Annotated in this window: 15 protein-coding genes; 5 read left to right on the top strand and 10 right to left on the bottom strand. The window is 54.2% G+C overall.

Annotation, left to right across the window (positions count from 1 at the left end; genetic code table 11):
* Positions 1-227: 227 nt before the first annotated feature.
* The 5 genes from IMCC3135_RS12365 to dld all read right to left on the bottom strand — a co-directional run bounded on the left by IMCC3135_RS12365 (position 228) and on the right by dld (position 6,311).
* Complete coding sequence (locus tag IMCC3135_RS12365; RefSeq protein ID WP_088917895.1) at positions 228-1,580, bottom strand: DUF945 family protein; 1,353 nt, start codon at positions 1,578-1,580, stop codon at positions 228-230.
* 132 nt (positions 1,581-1,712) lie between these two features.
* Positions 1,713-2,366: a LutC/YkgG family protein gene (locus IMCC3135_RS12360; RefSeq protein WP_088917894.1), complete on the bottom strand. Its 654-nt coding sequence runs from the start codon at positions 2,364-2,366 to the stop codon at positions 1,713-1,715.
* Positions 2,363-3,787 (bottom strand): LutB/LldF family L-lactate oxidation iron-sulfur protein, encoded by a 1,425-nt coding sequence (locus tag IMCC3135_RS12355; protein ID WP_088917893.1) that lies wholly within the window; start codon positions 3,785-3,787, stop codon positions 2,363-2,365. The genes IMCC3135_RS12360 and IMCC3135_RS12355 overlap by 4 nt, the downstream gene beginning before the upstream one ends.
* A complete protein-coding gene (locus IMCC3135_RS12350; protein ID WP_335589293.1) occupies positions 3,784-4,560 on the bottom strand; it encodes a (Fe-S)-binding protein in 777 nt (258 codons plus the stop codon). The genes IMCC3135_RS12355 and IMCC3135_RS12350 overlap by 4 nt, the downstream gene beginning before the upstream one ends.
* A 68-nt stretch (positions 4,561-4,628) precedes the next feature.
* On the bottom strand, positions 4,629-6,311 hold the full coding sequence (gene dld, locus IMCC3135_RS12345; RefSeq protein ID WP_088917891.1) for a D-lactate dehydrogenase: 1,683 nt from the start codon (positions 6,309-6,311) through the stop codon (positions 4,629-4,631).
* Positions 6,312-6,780: 469 nt separating this feature from the next.
* On the opposite strand from dld, the gene IMCC3135_RS12340 reads away from it, so the two are divergent.
* Positions 6,781-7,548: a FadR/GntR family transcriptional regulator gene (locus IMCC3135_RS12340; protein ID WP_088917890.1), complete on the top strand. Its 768-nt coding sequence runs from the start codon at positions 6,781-6,783 to the stop codon at positions 7,546-7,548.
* Positions 7,549-7,578: 30 nt separating this feature from the next.
* Here the strand turns inward: IMCC3135_RS12340 and IMCC3135_RS12335 are convergent, their stop codons facing one another.
* Positions 7,579-9,375, bottom strand: coding sequence for a TRAP transporter permease (locus IMCC3135_RS12335; protein WP_088917889.1), 1,797 nt, complete (start codon positions 9,373-9,375; stop codon positions 7,579-7,581).
* 54 nt (positions 9,376-9,429) lie between these two features.
* On the bottom strand, positions 9,430-10,383 hold the full coding sequence (locus IMCC3135_RS12330) for a TAXI family TRAP transporter solute-binding subunit (RefSeq protein WP_088917888.1): 954 nt from the start codon (positions 10,381-10,383) through the stop codon (positions 9,430-9,432).
* 192 nt (positions 10,384-10,575) lie between these two features.
* On the opposite strand from IMCC3135_RS12330, the gene IMCC3135_RS12320 reads away from it, so the two are divergent.
* A complete protein-coding gene (locus IMCC3135_RS12320; RefSeq protein WP_088917886.1) occupies positions 10,576-12,249 on the top strand; it encodes a thiamine pyrophosphate-binding protein in 1,674 nt (557 codons plus the stop codon).
* A 73-nt stretch (positions 12,250-12,322) separates the two neighbouring features.
* On the opposite strand, the gene IMCC3135_RS12315 is transcribed toward IMCC3135_RS12320, so the two are convergent.
* Positions 12,323-13,225, bottom strand: coding sequence for a DMT family transporter (locus IMCC3135_RS12315; protein WP_088917885.1), 903 nt, complete (start codon positions 13,223-13,225; stop codon positions 12,323-12,325).
* Positions 13,226-13,651: 426 nt separating this feature from the next.
* On the opposite strand from IMCC3135_RS12315, the gene IMCC3135_RS12305 reads away from it, so the two are divergent.
* The 3 genes from IMCC3135_RS12305 to IMCC3135_RS12295 all read left to right on the top strand — a co-directional run bounded on the left by IMCC3135_RS12305 (position 13,652) and on the right by IMCC3135_RS12295 (position 16,859).
* A complete protein-coding gene (locus tag IMCC3135_RS12305; protein ID WP_088917883.1) occupies positions 13,652-14,149 on the top strand; it encodes a DUF3015 family protein in 498 nt (165 codons plus the stop codon).
* Between the two features lie 12 nt (positions 14,150-14,161).
* Complete coding sequence (locus IMCC3135_RS12300) at positions 14,162-14,668, top strand: DUF3015 family protein (protein ID WP_088917882.1); 507 nt, start codon at positions 14,162-14,164, stop codon at positions 14,666-14,668.
* 190 nt (positions 14,669-14,858) lie between these two features.
* A complete protein-coding gene (locus IMCC3135_RS12295; RefSeq protein ID WP_088917881.1) occupies positions 14,859-16,859 on the top strand; it encodes an Lnb N-terminal periplasmic domain-containing protein in 2,001 nt (666 codons plus the stop codon).
* Positions 16,860-16,867: 8 nt separating this feature from the next.
* Here the strand turns inward: IMCC3135_RS12295 and IMCC3135_RS12290 are convergent, their stop codons facing one another.
* Complete coding sequence (locus IMCC3135_RS12290) at positions 16,868-17,863, bottom strand: aldo/keto reductase (protein ID WP_088917880.1); 996 nt, start codon at positions 17,861-17,863, stop codon at positions 16,868-16,870.
* A gap of 6 nt (positions 17,864-17,869) precedes the next feature.
* On the bottom strand, positions 17,870-20,311 hold the full coding sequence (locus tag IMCC3135_RS12285) for a GcvT family protein (protein WP_205738015.1): 2,442 nt from the start codon (positions 20,309-20,311) through the stop codon (positions 17,870-17,872).
* Positions 20,312-20,393: the final 82 nt, after the last annotated feature.

Genomic DNA, 20,393 nt, shown 5'->3' with positions numbered 1-20,393 from the left:
TCATGCACACAACCAGAAAGCAGCCGATTTACGCTGTAAGCAAGACGAGCAGCACGGCCTGCCTTGTTATTCCGTCAATTTTATGGCGCTGCATGTCAAAAATCCCGTCGCCATGATGACTGGCAAGTGACAGATTCCCACCACCAACACCAGGCTTCAACGGCCCCTGCCCCGTAAAGGATGACGGACTCAAGCGGTGCCTTGACACCGCTCGAGTGATAGACAAACTAGATTTCGGTGATTTGCGCTATTGGAGTATCCAGTATCTCTCCCATCATCAATTCCAATGACAATGGGTTGCCATTGATATAGACGATCAGCTCCTTCAAGGTGATATCAGCTGTGTAGCTTGAACCATCCGCAACGATCACTTGCTGTGCTTGTGGAGCCATCATGAACATGGCCAGTGGGGTCTGATCAATCGCATCGGCATCAGCTTTCAGATGTGCCTCAAACTGGGTGATGTTCAACAGATCACGAACTGTTGAGATGCTGGCAAGACCGCCAACGGGATAATAGGGCGAGGAATCCTCAATAACGCTGATGCCGTAATCAAGACTTGCATCGCCACCCGCATTGCTGAATTTGAACTTGTAGTCCAGCGCTGAACCCGGACCGATTGCGGGCAAGAAGGTAGACATGACTTCCATGATCATCTCTGGGTCTGAAGACAACATGGTATCGGACATGGGCATCTGACTGACCGCCTCCACATACTGCTTGATACCCGAAATGGACAAATTGGACATACCCACTTCCAACGATGCGCTGTCCAAAGGCAATTGGCTATCGATTTTGCCAACATGAATATTGGCGCGTGTGCTCAGCTGATCATCTGCCACCGTGGTGTCTGAGTTAACGCCAAGGGATTCCAGCGCAAAGTCGAACGTTGCTCCCTCATCTGATGACACTGTCAGCTTGTCGAATTCAACACCATATAATCCGGCATATACCGCTTGACTGATTCGCGTCAGATCCGTGGTGATGACCCCAGACGACACAGTCAGCAAATTGCCTTGACCATCGACTGTTATTTCACCGAGCTCCCCCCTGCCCTTGACGGCGTCGCCCACCACATCTGCGTTATAGTAAAGTCCACCAAAACGCACCTCTATGTCATCCTCCTGATGATGGTAAGCACTCACAAGTAAATGGTTGCGGGTATCGCCGTTATAACCGACCTGTGTGTTGATTTCAAACGGTTCAGACTCGACAAAACCTTGCATGAATTCAATAGCAGATTCAGACAGGGAATCATCCTGGAGCAGCGTCGTTTTTATTCTCGCCTCTGCCACCTGCACACTGCTATCCACAACGGCAACCGGTGCATGGTCAATATCGTGTTGCAGGCGAAAAAGCACCTTCGCATCAGGGGCCGCCGAATCCATGACTTTTGTGACTGCGGTGCTATTCAAAAAACCGGCAGAATAACTTTCATTCACCAATGTGAGCGGCTTCATCTCATTGAGCTGTACCAGCAGTTGATCGTAAGCGCTCTGAGTCTGTGTTCCCGAATAGATTGAAGCTCCTGCCCAGGACGCACCTGCGACCAGAGGAATGGCGAGTAGCAGCTTTTTCATATCGATGATGCCTGTGATTATCGTGGAGTGATCGAATCAGTCCAACGACATAGCGTGCACGGGCTACTTCAAATCAAATCAGTGCGGACAAACTGTGATCGACTACTGAGCGAAACTGCGACCTTATTCAACTCATTCAGTAACCAGAACGATATGCATACTCCTGGGTCCATGTGCACCACGAACATTGATGGCTTCGATATCTGCCGTACCGCTGGTGCCGGTAACCAGAGTCAGGGCACGCGACTGCGGCGCATCCGCACCACCAAGATGTGACCAGAGGTCTTCGGGATACGCCAGTATCGTGCTGGCTTGAAGCACGACAATATGAATCAGTGGCAGGAAGGTCAACAGCACCGGGGCATCTGCAGCTGATCGAAAAACGACCGATCCGGTTTCGGCAATTCCATACTCGGCAAGAGTCACCGCAACACCCCCATCATCTGCCAGATCGTCCAGCCGCTCAAAACCTGCCCAGTCCAGCTGTTCAAGCTTCACGGTTGGTTGCACCGCAAGCTGCATCCGTTGATCTCGCTGGTTGAGGTAGTCCGCCACGCTGGCCGGCACCTCTGCCATCGTGTCGACGCGGGAAACGGTGGCGGTTACGCGCTCGGAGCTCGCTTTGCTGACAAAGCGCTCAACCAGCGATACGCCACCAAATTTGGGTTGCACAACCGTCGCTTCGGCAACCAGCGTGGCAGCCTCTGAGGCAATCTGGGATGCCGGGACTTCGCAGGCTCTGGTGGCTGCGCGGATAGCGCCCAGAATGGCGGATCGATCACTCATTTGCGGCTCCTCTTGGCATGCTCTGACGCATTGTACTGCTGCATGAAACTACCCTTCTCCGGGCGGGGAAGATCGCGATATTTCAACCAGCTTGACGCCAATGGCATCTTGCGGATTCGGCCCTTGCCAAACGCCCACAGGCGCAGGCCATAAACACTCAAGCCAGAAGCCAGGCGGTAGATCCTGGGCCGGCGGGCAACAAACCCCCAGCCCTTCAGTGCCCATTGGGCAAGCGGCGGAGTCAATCCTGCCTCCCACTGACGTGCACGAAAGGTGCGCAACATATCGGGAAGCGGTATGTTGACGGGACAGACCTCCTTGCAACGCCCATTCAAAGTACAGGCATTGGGCAAGTCCTTTGCCGCTTCCAGAGAGGACATGGCCGGCGTCAGCACCGAGCCCATTGGCCCCGGATAGACCGCACCGTATGCATGCCCACCAACAGCGGCATACACCGGACAGTGGTTCATACAAGCTCCACAACGGATACAGCGCAACATGGGTTGCAAGTCTGTCCCCAGCATTTCGGATCGGTGATTGTCGACCAGAACGATATGGTAATCCGTGGGGCCATCAGCGTCGTCTTCGCGCTTGGGTCCGTTATAGAACGTGGTGTATTGCGTGATTTCCGCACCGATGGCCGCACGAGCCAACAAGCGGAGCAAGACAGTGGCGTGATCCATGCCCGGCACAATCTTTTCGATACCGACGGTGACGATATGCGTTTTCGGTGGCGTGCAAGTGAGCTCGGAATTACCTTCGTTGGTGACGGTAACAATCGCCCCGGTATCGGCAATCAGAAAATTGGCACCCGATATGCCGACATCTGCGCTCAGAAATTTCTTGCGCAGCTCACGCCGCGCCGAGGCCACCAGATCGGTCACATCATGACTGTCCGGCGCAACACCGTGTTTCTCATCAAAGAGGCTGGCGACCTGCTCGCGGGTCTTGTGCATGGCCGGCATCACGATGTGACTGGGCGCCTCTCCTGCCAGCTGAATAATATGCTCTGCCAGATCGGTTTCGATACGTTCGACACCCGCATCAGCAAGCGCCTCAGCAATACCAATCTCCTCTCCCAGCATCGATTTGACGCGGGTCGCGGTCTTGGCACCCGCCTTGACACAAATATCCGACACAATCCTGCGCGCCTCACCCGGCGTTGCTGCCCAGTGCACCTTCGCCCCGTTCGCAGTCGCATTCGCCTCGAACATCTCGAGGTAGTGCCCCAGATGCTTCAGCGTGTGATCCTTGATCGCCTGCGCCCTTATACGGGCTTGGGCGTATTCCGGGTATTCGTCTATGACCTGCCTGCGACGTGATTGCAAGAGACCCGTGGTCCGGGTCAAGGCAATCTTGAGGTCCGCGTCCGTCAGAGCATGGGCGACATGTTCGCGAAATTTTTCCGATGTCTGTATCACTTGTCGCTCCCGATGATTCCTGCCCCATCGGCCATGCCTGCCAGCACTTCGACCGTGTGAAACGCCTTGATATCACGACCCTCTCGTGAAAGCTTGCCAGCCATGTTCATCAGACAACCCAGATCACCTGCCAGCAGTGTATCTGCCCCGGTATTGGCAATGGCATCGGTTTTTTCAGAAACAATCGCATTGGAAATATCTGGGTATTTGACACAAAATGTACCGCCAAATCCGCAACAGACATCATCATCTTTCAATGGTTTCATCGACAAGCCCTCGACATTTTCCAGTAACTGCCGGGGTTGATCGTGAACGCCCAGATCGCGCAAACCCGAACAGCTGTCATGATAGGTGGCCGTGCCCTGGTAGCGTACCTGCTCAATTTGCATGGCCATGACATCACTCAGAAAACTGAGAATCTCCCAAGTCTTGGCAGAGAGCGCCTGCTGCCGCGCAGCCCACACCGGGTCATCCACAAAGAGTGCGCCGTAATGGGTGCGGATCATGCTGGCGCAGGATCCTGATGGCACCACCACATAGTCATAAGATTCAAACGCTTCGATAAGTTGCTGAGCGATGGCCTTCGTCGTGGCGTCATCCCCACTGTTATAAGCCGGCTGGCCGCAACAGGTCTGAGCCTGCGGCACCTCGACGATGCATCCCGCCTGCTCCAGCAGCTTCAGGCTTGCAAACCCGATATTAGGGCGCATGGCATCGACAAGGCAGGTAACGAACAGCCCGACGCGAGGCTTGTCTGAGTGATCCATAGTCATCGGCCGGCTGCAATCCTGTTGGTTGTGGCGGTGCAATTCATGGGCTGAGCTCTCCGCAGGTACGGGTTTCAGGCGTAATGCTTGAGCCTGGACATCTTGCCGATTCCCGGATTCATGGAATTGGTCGGATCGACGGACTTGTAGAATGCGGCCAGATCCGGCTTAGCCTTATACAGATGTCCGACGTTGTGTTCGGCAGGATACTCTGCACCACGTTGATCTAGTATTTCAAGCATTTTAGCCTTCAAGGCAGCAACGTCTGCACCTTTGCGGACGATATAGTCCTGATGCATGACGTGGCACATGAAATGACCATAATAGAGTTTATGGACCAGCTGGTCACTGATTTCAGGCGGTAATTCCTCACGCCATGTGCGTTCGTTACGTTTCAGCGCAATATCCAGAGCAATGATGTCCTCCACCTCGTTGGTGTGAACATTCTGATAGCGGATGGCAGCACCAGCGGCGGCGAACCGGTGCAGACCTGCAATCTTGCCCTCACGTGGCGTGCAGACAAAAAAATCAGCGTCCTTGTCGGCAAAATTGCGCTCAAGATAGGCCTGTGCCTCGGCGATACCGCCGTCGTGCATCTTGAGGATCAAGTGGTGCTCGAAGCGATCACGGAATTCTGTCATGCGCTTGGGCAGAATACGGGGCCATAGTGCACTGAGCCCCTGCATGCAGCGATCCGAGAAACCATTCAGAAAAGGAATTCTGTTCAACCGGGCATCCACAGCACCCTTGATCGCAAAGAAGGTGGGCAGCTTGTCGGTGCCCAGCTTGTCAATCATCACCATCGTATCCTTACCGAACCGCGTCGTGATGTCGAACACCTCGCGATGCATGTATTCGGCGCTGACCGGCAAGCTGTCGAAGCCTGCGAGAATATCGCGGCGCAGATCAGTCAGATCCGCAGGGTCATTAGTGCCGACATAGAAAACCTGCTCCTGCTCGTTACCGGGGTAGGTATCCAGCCGCACGGCAAATACCGCCAGCTTGCCAGCACAGCCGGCGCTTTCATGCAGGCAGCGCTTGTCGGCGTTGAATCGGGCCGGCGTATCAGCCTCGACCTCACGCACAAGCTTCGCGTACTCAGTATCTGAAGCTTTCTTGTCACTCTGTTCCAAATCAGCATCACTGAATTCACCTTTCTGAACACGGGTCAGAATCTCTTCAGGCGTGTCGCCTAACGACAGTCCCAGATGATTGATGAGGCGTAGCTGGCCATCAGCGCCAAGCTGTGCGTAAAGGGTCAGTTCGGTATATGACGGCCCTCGCTCGATTAAAGAACCACCCGAGTTGTTGCAGACTCCACCCACAATCGAGGCTCCAATGCAGGATGATCCGATCACCGAATGCGGCTGGCGGCCCAGCGGTGTCAGCAACTTCTCCAATGCAAACAGCGTTGATCCGGGCAATGCCAGAACCTGTGCCCCATCCTTGAGCAGATGCAATGCGTCCATGCGGCGCGTATTGATCAGAACCACATCACGCTCATAACTGCCACTGGGTGTACTGCCTTCAGTCAGCCCCGTATTGGCGGCCTGCATGATGACAATCTTGTCCGCCGCCACGCAGGCCTTCAAGACATCCCACTGTTCCAGCAAGGTGCCAGGCTGCACCACACACAACGCCTCTCCCTGGCCTGAGCGAAACCCCTTGCGAAAGCGTTCGGTTTTTCTGGCCCCCGTCAGCAAGTGCTGGGGACCGACAATTTCACGCAGAGAGTTAAGCAGTTCCTTATCGTTCATCAAGTGGAAATTCTCTTATATTCAAGAACGGCAGAGGTAACAAATGAGGCCCCTCAGCCGATCCGGGCCAGTAGTTGATCAGCACGCAATCGGGTTATTTCACGCAAACTTGAAGTGCAAGCTCAAGCCTTGCTCATGAAGAGGTATATTATCTTTACCACTAATTTGCGTCAACGAATTTCTAAACCACTACTCTTGAAATCAATCACTTGCGACCTTCTCAGGCGCTCTTCACAAAGACGGTACGATTGACATTTCAGATAGTTTTTACAAAATTTATCATTAATATCATTAACTTGTTACTTCTATTTCGTTCTAATACCGCGTATTTTCAATTACTCACAAGCCCCCTGCAGTGGATCTTTCTTTTTACCTCTGCCTAATTACAGACTTGAAACAAGCACATCATTCGTCGTACGGAACGCTCTGAAGAACATCTGAGAGAGCACCAAACTGAACAATATTACCGATGCCGCACACCGTCTTTGAACCGATCGAACACACCTCAGTTGTCGAATCCGTCATCGAGCAGATCGAAATGCTGATACTGAACGGAATACTTCGTGATGGTGCACGCCTGCCTGCCGAACGCGATCTGGCGTTACAGTTAGGCGTCTCGAGGCCCAAGGTGCGCGAGGCCTTCAAGATTCTTGAAAACAATGAATTGATCACCGTACGCCACGGTGAAGGCACCTTTGTCGCACCGTTGATCGGTTCGGCCATGTCACCTGCCCTCATTGCATTGTATTCACGCCATCAGAACGCGTTTCTCGATTACCTTGAGTTCCGGGCAGAACAGGAAGGCTTCGCGGCCGGCCTGGCGGCGGCTCGCGCCACCCACGCTGACAAAGAAATTCTGGCCTCCATCATTGTCAAACTGGAGACCGCTCACGCAACTGATGACACAGACGCCTCCCAGGATGCTGACATCGAGTTTCACGCAGCCATCATCGACGCCAGCCACAACTCACTGCTGGTACATACGATGTCGTCTATCTATTCGCTCACCCGTCAGAACCTGTTCTATAACCGCTCGTTTCTGCGCGCGATGGACGGTTCCGGTGAGCAACTGTTAGCCCAGCATCAACAGATATTCGATGCCATCCTTGAAGGCAATCCAGAACGTTCGACGAAGGCGGCCCGCGATCATATTGCTTTCGTCCAACGCTCCTACCTGGAAGAAGAATCCCGAGCACAGCGCGACCAGGTATCAAGCCGCCGCCTCGCACTCATGTGAATCTGGCCTATGGCTCGCGCACATCAGACTCTAGAAGAACAGCAACAGACAACCCAATACGAAAGCGGCGATTCTCAAGGTCCAGGCCTTCTTACTCGTCACGGCAAACGAGATGGCAGCCAGGCCAACCGCGATCACCAGAGCAATGGCTGTCGATGCCAACGGGGTCTGGGCAACGTTCAGCAATGCCGGATGGCTGATCATGGTCAACGGAATCAGATATAGCCCCAGGCCCAGGGCCATTGCGAAGCCTGCCACTTTCAGCCAGTTCTCCCCCACCATACCCGCTGCAATAAAAACGGCGCCACAGACCGGCGGCGTAATGGTACTCAGTAGTGCAAACCAGAAGACGAACAGATGTGTAGTCAGCAAGGGTAGTCCCAACTCTGTCAATGCAGGCCCGGCAACAGAGACACAGATGACATAAGCTGCCGTTGTTGGCACCTCCATACCCAATACCAGACAGGCCAGCGCGGTCAGTAGCAGTGCAGGCACAAGCTGACCACCCGACAGGGATAAAATAGCTGACGTCAGCTTGACCCCCAGACCGGTAATTCCCAGAACGCCAACCACGATCGATGCGCACAGGATGATGCCGGCAATGGTTGCTATCTGTTCACCTGACTGCAGACAAGCCTGTTTGACTCTGTGAAGAAACTGGCCAATACCCGGCTGCAAGCGATCATTGAACAGCAACAATACAAACCCGGATGCGATGGCCCACGAAGCCGCATACTGAGGCGTACGTCCAAAAACAAACATACTGACAAGCAATGTGGTGAACGGCACCAGAAAAAAACCTGTCGTCAGCAGCACTCGCTGCAACTCGGGCAGCTGGTCCTTGTCCAGTGGTTGCAGGTCAAAGCGTGTGGCAAACCCGTTGATGCCTGTCCACACAGCAAAAAAGTAGAGAGCCGCTGGCAGGCTCGCTGCGGCCATGATCTGTGTGTAGCTGATGCCGGTAAGCTCAACCATGACAAAAGCACCCGCCCCCATCAACGGCGGCATGATCTGACCACCCGATGAGGCAACAGCTTCAACCGCACCGGCCAACGCTCTGGGGTAACCCAGTTTGATCATGGCGGGCAGTGTGACCGTTCCCGTTGAAGCGACATTAGCCGAGGCAGAGCCACTGATCGAGCCGAACAAGGCTGATGAGACGACGGATACCTTGGCCGCTCCCCCTTTCAGACGACCCGCTGCACTGCTGGCAAGATTCATGAACCCCTGCCCGGCCTCACCGGCATTCAACACGGAACCAAAAATCACGAATATAGCCACAATGCTGACCGACACGCCGGTCAGGCTTCCCCACAAGCCGCCTTCTGCAATAGTCAGGGTGCCCAGAAAACTGTTCAACGGCGTACCCGGATGCCCGAACTCGCCGGGTATGTACTGGCCCAGCAAGCCATAAAGCAATGACAATAATGCAACCAGTGGCAAGGGCCAGCCTATGGCTCTACGAGCCATCTCCAGGACGGCCAGCAACAGGACGACGGCCACCAAGCGCTGCGTATTATCAGCCAGATAACCATACTGATCACCCAGCATGGCATGCTGCCAGGCCACCCACAGACAAGCTGTGAGACCCGTCAGGAACAACACAACACCCGTGATGCGCCCGGCAACAGAGACGGAAGTCGCGACTGATCCGGGACGATAGGCTGCCAGTAAAATCCAGGGCAAAGCCAGCGCCATGTGCAACGGGCGACTGACCAGGTTGGGTACCAGGCCACTGAAAACCAGCCACAAGTGGAAGGCAATGGAGATCGCTCCCAGAAGAACCCAGGGCCTGTCTGCCGCAGGAGAGCTAAATGGCTTGTTCAATGATTGCGTTTGCTGTGGTTGTTATCGTTGCAGTGAGTATCAGTGAGACCCTGCTCACTGACGCTGGGCATCACTCAGTTGCATGCCGATTTCATCATAGTAACGAATGGCACCGGGGTGCAACTGACCCAGACTCTCCATCAGACTGGCATCCACACCATCCCACCAGGCAGAGGTGCCGGCCATTGCCTTCTTCTGCTCCCAGTAGGTTCGCGTCATGGCATACGCAATATCATCACTCATCGCCGTTGTCGCATAGGCGACCACTGCCAGAGAGGTTGTCGCAACATCCTCGTCCTGCCCCGAGTAGGTGCCTGCCGGAATGAGCATGGGCGTACGTTTGGTGGCCGCAACCTGCTTGTCATCCAGCGACAACAAACGAACAGATGTACTGGCTGCCGCCTCGATGACATTAGGTGCCGGATAGGAACCTGCTGTCACGAAACCGTCAATCTGGCCGTTCTTGAGAGCAGCCACTGCATTGGACAGTTCTACTTCAGCCAGTTTGACCTTGCCTTCAAGATCGAACAGCGTCAGATATTTTTCACCTTCGGTTGCGCCAAATGAGCCTTTGCCCAACAGGATGGTCTTGCCTTCCATATCGGCGAACGCCTGGATACCACTTTCCTCTGACACAACAAAATGCATGGTCAATGACGGAATGGGGAACAAGGCCCGAATATTGGCAAAAGCAGGATTACTCTTGCCTTCAAACATGGCCTTGCCCGATTGCGACAGCTCGACCAGAGCCGGCGGCGATGTAAACACATAATTACCGGGACGAACACCCGCCTCCATGACATTCTGCACCGAGCCCTGACTCTCTTCCACCGTCACGCTGATATCCCCCTCAGTACCGGTTTTCATGGCTTCAGCCAGTTCGACTGCCATCTGATAATAGGATGAACCCGTCTTTGCGGATTTATAGGTCACCCGGGTCTCAGAAAGCACTGAAGTGGCGGTGCCAAGCAGCATGCTCGCGGCAAGCAGTGAAGTAAGCAATCTCATGTTCATTCTCCCAAAAATGGATGACGCTGAATCCGTACATGACCAAGAATGCGACATGCATGAATTAATCATGCTGCGGCGCTTGAACGGGTTGGAATTCGTAATATCGCATGTTAACGTCCGCAGCAGGTTCTGCACTCATTCAAATCACCAACCAGTGCCTGGCGTCGCGTACGGCAGAGCGGAAAAGACATGAACAGATTTTCAGGTGGCCAGTTGCTGGTCAAGGCATTGAAAACGCACGGTGTGCAACGCGTCTTCTGCGTCCCTGGGGAGAGCTATCTTCCGGTACTGGATGCGCTACATGACAGCGGTATCGACAATACGCTGTGCCGCCACGAGGGCGGTGCTGCCATGATGGCTGAAGCCTGGGGCAAGCTGACCGGTGTGCCGGGTATCTGCCTGGTGACTCGCGGGCCTGGAGCCACCAATGCCACGGCCGGCCTGCACGTGGCTTTGCAGGACTCCACGCCCATGATTCTGTTTATCGGACAGATAGGCAGCGGTATTCGCGAGCGCGAAGCTTTTCAGGAAGTCGACTACCGGCGCTTTCTGGGCACCTCGGTTAAATGGGTCGCAGAAATCGATGATGCAGAACGCATGGACGAGATGATTTCCAGAGCCTTCCATGTCGCCACATCAGGCAGACCCGGACCGGTTGCCCTGGCCCTGCCCGAAGATGCCCTCTCCCAGCTGGCATCAGTCAAACCGGTAGCGCCCTGGAAACAGATCGAGACATACCCAGGGCCTGAAGAGATGTCATCGCTTGCCTCGCTGCTTGAATCGTCGACTAAACCTCTGGCGATTCTGGGTGGCACACGCTGGAACGAACAGGCCGTGAACACCTTCCGTCAGATAGCACAAACCTGGCAACTACCGGTTGCCTGCTCGTTCCGTCGACAGATGCTGTTCGATCATACCAACAGCCACTATGCCGGTGATGTCGGCATCGGCATGAATCCGGAACTGCGTAAACGGGTTGAAGAGGCCGATCTGATTCTCATGGTCGGTGGCCGATTTTCGGAAATGCCTTCGCAGAACTACACGCTTCTGGACATTCCATCGCCACGCCAGACACTGGTACATGTGCATCCGGGTGCCGAGGAGCTGGGCCGTGTCTATCGGCCTGAGCTTGCCATCCATGCCAGCCCATCAGCATTTACAGCGGCACTTGGCAAGCTTCAACCGACGCTCCAGAGTGCACAACGGCAGACAGAAGTGGAAACTGCACACAAAGCCTACCGCAACTGGTCAGAAGCTACACCAACCACGCCCGGTGATGTACAGATGTCCTCAGTCATGCAGACTCTTGCCCAGACCTTGCCTGACGATGCCATCCTCACCAACGGCGCCGGCAACTACGCCAGCTGGATCCACCGCTTCTGGAAGTTCCGGCATTTCGGCTCACAGCTTGCGCCCACCTCCGGTTCAATGGGCTATGGTTTGCCTGCGGCCATTGCTGCCAAATTATGCCAACCGGAGCGAACCGTCGTAGCCTTTGCAGGTGATGGCTGTTTCCAGATGACAATGCAGGAGTTTGGTACCGCAGTGCAGGCCGAAGCCAACATCATCGTGATGCTCATTGACAATGGCATTTACGGCACCATTCGCATGCATCAGGAGAAAACCTTTCCGGGCCGTGTCTCAGCAACGACACTGAAAAACCCGGACTTTGCGGCTGTGGCTGCCGCTTATGGCGCCTTCAGCACCACGGTAACCCGCACTGAACAGTTTGCCCCCGCACTGCAGCAAGCAATAGAGGCAGGCAAACCTGCATTGATACATATTCATATCAGCCCCGAAGCCATCACACCGACAATGACACTGACGCAAATTCGACAACAGGCAGAAGCGGCAAAAGGCTGAATGACAAAAGCCCGTACCTCTGGCAAGTACGGGCTTTTCTATTTCAGACTCATCGAGAATGAGTCAGTCACTTTCAGCGTTTGACCAACGCCACAATCAATATGCCCGGCGTCAGTATCAGCAGACTCAGCCAGCCAAGAAAGCCTGGCATCTCCCCCAGATAGACAATGCTCAATACAGTCCCCAGAGCTGGTACTGATGCCATGAAGGCTGCTGTCGTTGCCGAGCCGATATTTCGCGCAGCCGTCGCCACCAGCAGCAAACCGATGAGTCCGGGTATCAGGCCTTGATAAAGTACCTGCAATACCAGTTGCCCTTCCGTGGCTTGTTCGATACCACTGGGCAGTAACCAGTACCAGATGGGCATATACAACAAGGCGTTCAGTACCGAACTGCAAAGCAGCACCTGACTGGTTGTCACCTGCCACAAACGTCCCACGACCAGATAGCCTGAGAAGAAGATCCCGCCCGTAAGAAACATCAGATCGCCTATCCAGCTGTCGGCTATATCCAGTTGTGTGGTATCCACAACCGCCAGTACAGCACCGATCATGATCAAGGCCACACCCAAAAGCTGCCAGCCACTGGCCCTTTCGGACAACCAAAGCCAGCCAATGAGCAAAGTGATGGCAGGCAAGGCACCGTTCATGAAAATCCCCCCGTGAGCGGCCGGTGCATACAGAAAACCACTGAATACAAATAGTATGTAGACCGGGCTCAGCAAGAAGGTAACAATCCCCATCCGCCTGATACTCATCGTGCGCCATGGCTTGAAATACAGCACGAATGGCAACGCAAAAACAGCTGATATGCCATAACGAAAAGCGGCCAGATCATAAACGGTCAGCGAAGACTGTGCGCCCGAGCGACTGGCAACCAGCCAGGTTGCCCAGATCAGCGATACCGCACAGGCAGCCGATGTGCCGACCCAAAGCTTGCGCCGATCAATCAGCAGCGCTGTACTTGCCACTGTCATGACCTGCTGTCACATTTGTTTTCACAGCTTCTGGAAATCACGATTGGCCTGTTGATCGATTCATACATATGCTTGGAGGGACTCTCAAAAATGTGGCTATATCCTGCAGAGAATCGCAATCGACCTGCGCTGTGTCAAGGGATAGTCATTTAATCACAGACCAATAGCATCAGACATCAGCTTGCACTGAAACGACGCACGGGGGTTTTTTCGTCATTGCATTGACTTTCATGGCAGCATTTTCAGTCATATTTCCTTGTACACGAAACAATGTCATTCCATTTAACGCCAGCAGCCTGCTATCCGGGCCCACACCCCCTTGTAAGTCAGCACACATATGCTTCACTATCTCTGTGTTGACGCGCTTTGCATGTGCGATCAATCATTGCAGTTCTTATCTAAGCAACTACATGGGATGTGTACGTGATGATCAGAAAACTACCCTTGCTTCTGCTGCCACTGATGATGGCATCAAGTGGAGCTTCATTTGCTAGTAGCGGTCCTGGCTGCGGACTTGGCCAGCAAATCTTCGCCGGTCAAACCGGACTGGCTGCCCATGTCATGGCAGCAAGTACCAACAGCGCATACACTCAGCTGTTTGGTCTGTCTTTCGACAGCATAGGCTGTGATAGCGAAACAGTAATTACAGCTGAATTCCAACGCAATGTATTCGTAGCCAACAACTACGACAACATCGCTCGTGATGCCGCACAAGGTGGCGGCGAACATCTGCAATCCCTGGCTCAGCTGATGCAGATGCAAGACCAGGATGCTGAACACTTCTATGAAGTGGCACAGATCAACTATGACTCATTGTTCGGCGACGCCAACGCGGACCATGCGCAATGGCTGACAAAACTGGACAGCACACTATCAGCTGATCCGACGTTGGCCAAATACAGCCTGAATACCAGCGCATCCTAGGAGATTGCTGACATGAAAAAACTGACATTGATTCAAGCGGGCGCATTGACTACTGCACTGCTTATAGGCGTAGCTCCTGCCACTCACGCTCAGGACAATACTGGCGCTGGCTGCGGTCTCGGCGCCAAGGTGATGGACGGCAAATCCGGCAAGGGTGCGAATATACTTGCCTCCTTGCTCAACGGAGTCGTCCCCAATACATTCTTCATGACCACCGGTGGTGGCACCATGGGATGCGACCCTACCCAGACCGTCCAGAACGAACAGGCGACTGAAATCTTTGTTGCAAGCAACATGGACCAGCTGTCAACTGACGTTGCCCAGGGTGGCGGCGAGCATCTCAATGTATTGGCAAACCTGATGGGCATAGCCGATGAGGATCGCGCAAGCTTCCAGCAGCTGGCTCAACAGCACTACGACCAACTGTTTGTCAGTGAAGGTGATGCAAAAGGCATTATCCAGACCATGGAAGTCGCCATGTTGAACGACAGCAATCTGTCTAAATACGCTGTCAATTAATACAAGCTTGACCCAGCCTCGAACTCGCTCGCGCTACAACTGCGGGCGAGTTCGGGGCTTACCGACCCGCTCGACTGATTTTGTGCAGCGCCCTGCTCCCTGTCAGTGCCCTGCACGTTTTCAAACCACCTGCCATGCGACAGCCTCTCAGAACTGACTGAGACCTCTGCTTCACCCCTACCTGAATCGTATGCTCAAATCCTTGCCGAGGGTGCTGCTTGCTACCTGCCTGGCACTATCCGCCGCTGGCGCATTATCTGCAGCGATACCTCCTACTTCGGCGACTGACTGGCCAGCGGCAACCGAACTGGGTGATTATGTCCTTGCCGTTCAGTTAAGCGGTGACGATGCAGGCAATACGGCTCTGTCCACTCTGCTGCAAGCGGCGCGTACCGCCAAGCTGGCTAGTGACCCACAGTGGTTGCGCTTGCTGCATTACAAAACCGGCCGGCTGGGCGGCATCAGCAGTCAGATTGATGCGCAGTATTTCTTCATGTCCGACAAAGGCAAGCAGGATCCGCAAGCCGAGCTGGATGCCACCCTGGCAGCTTTTTTCTCAAATACGGCCAAACCGCCTCTCAGACTTACGCCCTACTGTCGTTTTGTTGCACGTCGTTACTGGCTTGAAGAACAACTGGGTGAGCTTGCAGAGCTGCTACCACAGCGCTCGTGCCCGGAATTTGAAACCTATGCCAATTATCTTGATGCGGCATCACTGACACTGATTTTTCCCACCGCCCACCCAAACAGCCCTTCGTCAGCGTTCGGACATACCTTGCTCAGAATAGACAAGGAGAACCAGCGCCCGGAATCCCGACTGCTGAACATGAGTATCAATTTTGCAGCTGAAATACCCCAGGATGTCTCCAGTGCTGCCTATGCCATCAACGGCTTGAACGGTGGATTTCCGGGTAAATTCAAGATGCTGCCCTACCATATGAAATTGCGCGAGTATGGGCAGATAGAAAACCGCGATACCTGGGAGTACCCATTGACTCTCGACAAACCCTCTGTGGACCTGGTGCTGCGTCATGCCTATGAACTACTGATCAGCCATTTTGACTACTATTTCTTCAGTGAAAACTGTTCCTACCATCTGCTTTCGCTATTGGAAGTTGCCACGCCATCAGAGCCACTGACAGACGACTTCGGCTTGTGGACAATCCCTGTAGACACCATTCGTTTACTACGCGAAAGAGGCTTGGCCGACGAGGGACGATTCACCCCCTCCTCCATTCGCCTGCTGCGGGCAAAACGTGATGCCATGAATGATGAGGACCGGGGCTTGGCTTTGCAGGCCCTGGAAAATGACCTGCCCAGCATCGATGCAGCGCTGAGCCAGCTCAGCGACGAGCGGCAGGTTGGCGTATTGGATCTGTTATCAGACTACGAACGGTACGAACGGCTCAAATCTGATCCCAGCGCACAAGGCAGCAATACACGCGAACGCGCCATTCTCTCGCGTCGCAGCAAGCTGGGTATACAAACTGAAGCAGCTGCGATAACAACGCCTGAATTCGCCCCGGATACGGGGCATGGCACCTCGCGTGTCAGTCTTCAATACAGCACCTCAAAGAAGGGTTCCGATATCGCAGAACTGCAGTTGCGCCCGGCCTACCATGACTTCAGAGACCCCAGCGCCGCCTTTGACGGCAAGGCTGCCATTCAAATGGGTCTCATCGGGCTAGCCCGGGATCTGGAACAGGACAAGTTCTTTCTGCGTCGCTTTACGCTGCTCAGCATCCAGTCCATAGAACCACGTGGTGAGTTTTTCAAACCCGTCTCCTGGCACACCAACGTCGAATGGCTACGCCCCGAATACAAGGCACACCATGAGTTCACCTTCAATGTCGGTGGCGGCGCGGCCTTTCAGAGTGGCAATAACAGGCCCGTCGTCTTTTTCTTTGGCGAAGGTGATCTGGTCGATGCACCGGCTCGGGACAACCGACAGCAATTACGCCTGGGTGCCAGCATCGGCACCCATTGGGAGCCTGTCAACGGCCTTCGATTCGGCGCTGAATGGAACTACCGTCAGGAAGTCGGAGGCGGGTATTACGAGTCAATAGCTGAGCTCTGGGCGGGATTCGCAATCACCCCCCAGCTATCACTCAACCTGGATACCGAACTGGTCAAGACCGCTGAACTGAACACGGATACCCGGGCAACACTGGGAATCCGTGCCTACTTCTGATTGATGCCCTACTTCTGGTTAGAGGTCACATCCTCTTCACTATCCGCCTCAGCCATACGCTCTGCCGTGTAGCGTGAACCGGTTACGACTGAGTCATTGATCAGTGCATCCAGAGTCTGGATTGTTGAATCATCCAGTTTGATAAAGGCAGCTTCAGCATTGTCCCGCATATGCTGACTGTCCCGCGTTCCTGGAATGGGAACAAGCCTGCGATCCTGAATGTTCACCAACCAGGCCAGCGCCAGTTGTGCAGTAGTGCAACTGTAGTCCATGGCAATCTGCCTGAAGCGCACTAGCAGTTTTTCATTGGCTGCAAAGGCTTCAGGCTCAAACCGTGGCCTGGCAATAGTTGCGCGAAGATCCTTGCTATCCAGTTGCGTGACATCGCTGGCTGTATCTGCCAGAAATCCTCGCCCCAAGGGTGAAAACGGGACGAAGGCCACCCCGCTACTCTGACATGCTTCCAGCATGCCGTATTCCGGCGTACGTGACCACAGAGAATATTCCGACTGTACAGCTGCAACAGGATGCACAGTCTGCGCACGAAACAAGGTATCGCTACTGACTTCAGACAGACCTATCTCACGAACCTTGCCTGCACGGACCAGTTCTGACATGGCGCCGACACTCTCTTCGATCGGCACATTCGGATCCACACGATGCAGATAGTACAAGTCGATGACATCCGTCTGCAATCGTTGCAGGCTGGTCTCGCACTGCTGCCGGATAGTTTCCGGACGGCCATCGATACCCTGCGGCGACAGACCACATTTGCTCGCCAGAACGTAGCGATCACGCTTAGCGGACAAACTCTTGCCAATCAGCGTTTCGCTATGACCGGCTCCGTAGACAAAGGCGGTGTCCAGGAAGTTGATCCCGATATCCAGCGCCTCATGCAACAACGCTTCTGACTCTGATTCATCCGCCGGGCCGTAGCCTGCAGATATATTCATGCAACCCAGACCGATTGCAGAAACGCTCAGTGAACCAATCTTCCTGGACATCGATGTTTAACTCCTCAGTGCTTTGTTTTCCGGATCATAAGGTGATTCAGCAACAACACGGCCTTTGCGCAGATGGCCCAACACATTGATCTCCACCTGTGTGCCATCCAGTGCGAATTCCGGCTTCACATAACCCAGCGCAATACTGCTGGAAATGCGATGCCCGTAACCACCCGACGTAGTGTATCCAACAATATCTGCATCAACGAGTATCGGGCAACCATACAAAGCATCAGTATTTTCAATAATTGAAGATTCCTCACCCGCATCCAGTAACAGAGTCACGAAGATATCCGGCAAATCACTACTCACCTCTGCCAACAGTGCATCACGGCCTTTGAAGGCGGGCTTGTTCAGATCGACAAAACGATCAAGTCCGGATCGCAGCGGAGAGTACTCATGATCAAGATCGACTTTCCAGGCCCGATAACTCTTCTCAAGACGCATGGATTCCATTGCATACATGCCAAAATCCTGCAAATCAAACGCGCTGCCAGCCTCCATCAGGGCATCATACAAAGCCAGTTGATTTTCCATCTTGACGTGCAGCTCCCAGCCCAGCTCGCCAACGTAGTTGACCCGCAGGGCACGCACCTCAATACCTGCCAGCTGAATCGTCTGGCAGCTTAACCAGCGAAACGATGCATGCGACATATCCGTCTGGGTCATGGGTTGCAATACCTCGCGTGCGCGCGGTCCGGCAACCACCAGGGTGCCGTAGTCATCACTGACATCCACCAGTTCGATAGCTGAATCTGTCGGCAAGTGCTCATCCAGCCACTGATAGTCATGCCATTTGGCAGCCGCACCGCAGATCAGCATGTAGTGCTCGTCCGCCAGGCGGGTCAGCGTCATCTCGGACCAGACTCCACCATTGTCCGCGCAAAAGTAGGACAGTGACACGCGACCAACGGTAGGCAGTTTGCCGGCTATCAGCGTATCAAGCCAGGCACTGGTCCCCTCACCCTGTACCTCGAACTTGCTGAACCCACCTAAATCCAGCAGACCCACATTATCGCGAACATTAAGACATTCTTCCGCGACGGCTTCAAACCAGACGCCTCGTTGATAGGAGGGTGACTCGTCGCCCACATTGGGCTTGCGTGCAAACCAGACTGCACGTTCCCAGCCGCCACGTGCACCAAAGCGCGCACCCTTGGCCGCCAGCCTGTCATAACTGGGCGAGACTTTGCGCGGTCGACCCGCGGGCCGCTCTTCCACCGGAAAGTTGATCGCATACTCATGCTGATAAAGCTCGATGGCCCGATCCACGACATATTTCTGGTCGGCATAATCGGTATAGCGACGTGGATCCAGACTCCAGAGATCCCACTCGGGTTTGCCGTCGATAATCCATTCTGCGATGCATTTACCAGCACCGCCACTTTGGCAGATGCCGAAACTGAAACCGTTCATCTGGAAGAAATTGGGCAGTCCGAACGTAGGTCCGATATACGGTGCGCCGTCGGGTGAATACGGAATGGGGCCATTGATGACTCGCTGCACACCGACACTGCCAAGAATAGGCATGCGTTCACAGGCCTTTTCGATATACCACTCCAGCCTGTCCAGATCATTCGCAAAGAGCTCATAGGCAAACTTGTCAGGGATTTTTCCATCCTTCCAACGCGCCGTTGCCTTCATTTCATAAGGCCCCAGAATCAGACCCGACTTCTCCTGCCGCAAATAGTAGGAGTCGTCCGGATCCCGTACCAATGGCAAGCGCTGGTCGATCGCCGCAAGTTCCGGAATGGATTCTGTAATGAGGTACTGATGTTCCATGGTGACCATGGGCAGGAATTTTTCGCTTAGCTGAGAGACCTCTGCGCCGCGATAACCACCGGCGTTGATCACGTACTCGGCCAGCACATCGCCTTTATCCGTCTGCACGGACCATTCACCACTACTGGTGCGGGAGATGCCGGTTACTTTGGTAAATCGATGGATAGTGGCACCCGCTTTACGCGCATGACTGGCATAGGCCTGAGTCAGCTGGCTCGGATCGATATCGCCATCGTGCGGATCCCACAAAGCCCCCAGCAGATCATGACCTTCAAGGAAGGGGTGGCGTTGTTTCATGGCCTGATCATCAAGAATTTCGTAGTCCAGACCCATCGCATTGGCCATGGCTGAGACATGCTGAAATTCTTCCATACGCTGGCGCGTCTGCGCCAACCGTATGGAGCCTGTCTTGTGGTAATTGATCGGGTAATCCGGATTATCGCAAAGCTTCGAATACAGCTGCGTACCATAATGCTGCAGCTTGATCATGTTACGTGAGCTGGAGAACGTCGGAATATTTCCGGCCGCATGCCAGGTAGAGCCGGAGGTCAGCTCATCCATTTCCAGCAGCATGCAATCTGTCCAGCCGCGCTCGGCCAGATGATAGAGGGCACTGGTACCGGCAACACCGCCACCAATAATGACAACACGGGCTTGAGACTTCACAATGCTTCCTCTGGCTTCAGGTTCAAGGCTCGACGCCCCGGTGCGGCCATTCGATGTACCGCGACATCTCAAGTATCTCCCT

Origin of the sequence: Granulosicoccus antarcticus IMCC3135, assembly GCF_002215215.1 — a bacterium.
Classification (GTDB): domain Bacteria; phylum Pseudomonadota; class Gammaproteobacteria; order Granulosicoccales; family Granulosicoccaceae; genus Granulosicoccus; species Granulosicoccus antarcticus.
Note: the sequence above shows the minus strand (reverse complement) of the source record. Positions and strands in the feature narration are given on the sequence as shown.